This is a genomic window from Vicinamibacterales bacterium, from assembly GCA_036504215.1.
GTDB lineage: Bacteria > Acidobacteriota > Vicinamibacteria > Vicinamibacterales > Fen-181 > FEN-299.
In genome coordinates this window covers 1-2,463 of record DASXVO010000068.1, presented here as the reverse complement: position 1 = coordinate 2,463, position 2,463 = coordinate 1, and the positions used below count along the sequence as shown (strand labels likewise).

The 2,463-nt window shown below is 69.3% G+C and carries 6 protein-coding genes; all 6 read right to left on the bottom strand.

The genetic code is table 11. From position 1 onward, the window contains the following. Window positions 1-306, bottom strand: a 306-nt coding sequence (rplB, locus tag VGK32_18985) for a 50S ribosomal protein L2 (GenBank protein HEY3383853.1), incomplete at its 3' end; no start/stop codon positions are given. A 2-nt stretch (window positions 307-308) separates the two neighbouring features. Continuing rightward, the gene (rplW, locus tag VGK32_18980) at window positions 309-623 is read right to left on the bottom strand and encodes a 50S ribosomal protein L23 (GenBank protein HEY3383852.1); all 315 of its coding nucleotides are present in this window, start codon (window positions 621-623) and stop codon (window positions 309-311) included. Then, window positions 620-1,258, bottom strand: coding sequence for a 50S ribosomal protein L4 (gene rplD / locus VGK32_18975; GenBank protein ID HEY3383851.1), 639 nt, complete (start codon window positions 1,256-1,258; stop codon window positions 620-622). Before rplD ends, rplW begins: the two co-directional genes overlap by 4 nt. Before the next feature lie 2 nt (window positions 1,259-1,260). Then, window positions 1,261-1,872 (bottom strand): 50S ribosomal protein L3, encoded by a 612-nt coding sequence (gene rplC, locus VGK32_18970; GenBank protein HEY3383850.1) that lies wholly within the window; start codon window positions 1,870-1,872, stop codon window positions 1,261-1,263. Window positions 1,873-2,008: 136 nt separating this feature from the next. Next, complete coding sequence (gene rpsJ, locus VGK32_18965) at window positions 2,009-2,317, bottom strand: 30S ribosomal protein S10 (GenBank protein HEY3383849.1); 309 nt, start codon at window positions 2,315-2,317, stop codon at window positions 2,009-2,011. A gap of 10 nt (window positions 2,318-2,327) precedes the next feature. Continuing rightward, on the bottom strand, window positions 2,328-2,463 hold a 136-nt coding region (gene tuf, locus VGK32_18960; GenBank protein ID HEY3383848.1), incomplete at its 5' end, for an elongation factor Tu.

The following is a 2,463-nucleotide window of genomic DNA, read 5'->3' as shown; positions in this document are numbered from 1 at the left end:
GCGCTTCTCGCCGTCGCGGTAGTGAAGCAGGCCGATCCGCGCGGAGCGGTTCGGGTCGTACTCGATCGTGGCCAGGCGCGCCGGCACGCCCGGCTTGTCGCGCTTGAAGTCGATCCGCCGGTAGTGGGTCTTCTCGCCGCCGCCGCGATGACGAACGGTGAGCCGGCCCATGTTGTTCCGGCCGGAGCCGCGCTTCATGGGCTCGAGCAGGGGCTTGTGGGGCTGGTCGGTGGTGATCTCCTCGAAGGTCGAGCGAGTCATCCACCGGCGGCCCGGGGACGTTGCCTTGTAGCTGCGAAGCGGCATTCCTACACCCCCTCGAAGAACTCGATCTTCTGGCCGGGGGCCAGGGTCACGATCGCCTTCCGCCAGGCGGAGGTGTGGCCGGTGATGCGACCGCGCTTCGTCCCCCTCCGCTTCTCCTTCGGCTTCGCGGTCAGCACGTTGACGGCGACCACGGTCACCTTCTCCTTGCTGTACAGCTCCTCGACGGCGGCCTTGATCTGGATCTTGTTCGCCTTGTCATGGACCGCGAACGTGTACTTGCCGCGCCCGGACTCGTCGATCGACTTCTCCGAGATCACCGGGCGGAGGATGATGTCGGCGGCGGTGAGAGCGCTCACGCGTACACCTCATCCATGCGGGCCAGCGCCGGCTGCTCGATCAGGATCGCGTCGGCGTTGAGCAGGTCGACCACGTTGAGCGAGTCGGCCAGGATGATCGACACCGACGGCAGGTTGGCCGCGGAACGGAGCAGCAGCTCGTCCTTCGCCGGGGCGACGACCAGCACGCGGCGTCCGTGGCCGTCCCCGGCGCCGAGCGCCTCCAGGATGCCGACGAACACCTTCGTCCGGGGCTCGCTGTCCATGCCGAACCGGTCGACCACGCGGATCGCGTCGTCGCCGAGCTTCGCTGTCAGCGCCGACCGGAGGGCCAGGCGGCGCATCTTCTTGGGCAGCTTCTGGTCGTAGGAGCGCGGGTGCGGGCCGAACACGACGCCGCCACCCTTGTAGTGCGGGGCCGTGCGGGAGCCCTGCCGCGCGCGGCCGGTGCCCTTCTGGCGGTACGGCTTCTTGCCGCCGCCCCGGACCTCGCCGCGGGTCCTGGTGTCGTGGGTGCCGAGGTGGCGCCCGGCCAGCTGCGCGACGACCGCCTGGTGGAGGACGGCCTCGTTGACGGGTGCCGCGAAGAGCGTCTCGTTGAGGTCGACGCTCCCGACGCTGGCGCCCGTGCGGTCGTAGAGGGTTGTCTGCGGCATCGTCACGCCTTCCGGACGAAGGTGAGCGCGCCGGGCGCTCCGGGGACGGTTCCCTTCACGAGGATGAGGTTCCGCTCGGAGTCCACGCGGACGACGCGCAGCTTCTTGATGGTGACCCGCTCGTGTCCCATGTGGCCACCCATCTTGAGGCCCCTGTAGACGCGACCGGGCGTGGTGCCGGGGCCGATGGAGCCCGGCCTCCGGTAGTTGTCCGATCCGTGGGTCTTCGGACCGCGCGAGAAGTTGTGGCGCTTGACGGTGCCGGCGAAGCCCTGGCCCTTCGACACGCCGGTGACGTCGACGAGGTCGCCCTCGGCGAAGATCTCGGCGACCGTCAGCTGCTGGCCGACGCTGAAGCCGTCGGCGGTGTCGAGCCGGAACTCGCGGATCGTCCGGACCCGCGGCAGGCCCTTGAGCTGGCCCGCCAGCGGCTTCGTCAGCCTGGCCCGCTCGCCGGCGCCCAGCTGGACGGCGGTGTAGCCGTCCTGCGCGTCGGTCCGCAGGCGCGTCACGGTGTTCGGGGTGACCTCCACGACCGAGACCGCGACCATCGTCCCGTCCGGCTGGAAGACCTGCGTCATGCCGACCTTGCGGCCGATCAAACCGATGCTCATGGACATACCTTCAGCGCACGCTCAGCCGAGGTCAGGGCAAGGCGGCCCCGAGCACCGGAGCGAGCGCACTTCGTGGGTGCGTGAGCGAGGAGCGCAGGGGCCAACGCGGCCCTGGCCCGGATCAGCGTGCGCTTCATCACATCTTGATCTCGATGTCGACGCCCGCGGCCAGCGAGAGTCGCATCAGGGCGTCCACCGTCTTGGACGAGGGGTCCAGGATGTCGATGAGCCGCTTGTGGGTGCGGATCTCGAACTGCTCCCGGGAGTCCTTGTCGATGAACGGTGACCGCAGGACGGTGAACTTCTCGATCCGGGTCGGCAGCGGGACCGGTCCGACGACGTCAGCGCCCGTGCGCTGCGCCGTCTCGACGATCTGGGCAGCCGACTGGTCGAGCAGCCGGTGGTCGTACGCCTTGAGGCGGATTCTGATCCGCTGCTTCGCCATCTCTGTCTCGCTACGCGATGATGCTGGTGATCGCGCCGGCGCCGACGGTGCGACCGCCTTCGCGGATCGCGAACCGCTGGCCGACTTCGAGCGCGATCGGGGTGATCAGCTCGACGGTCATGTCGACGTTGTCGCCGGGCATGATC

What these genes read in the sequence shown, in the direction of transcription:
- rplD (HEY3383851.1), bottom strand. Translation starts at nt 1,258, where the DNA reads ATGCCGCAGACAACCCTCTACGACCGCACGGGCGCCAGCGTCGGGAGC.
- rplC (HEY3383850.1), bottom strand. Translation starts at nt 1,872, where the DNA reads ATGAGCATCGGTTTGATCGGCCGCAAGGTCGGCATGACGCAGGTCTTC.
- rpsJ (HEY3383849.1), bottom strand. Translation starts at nt 2,317, where the DNA reads ATGGCGAAGCAGCGGATCAGAATCCGCCTCAAGGCGTACGACCACCGG.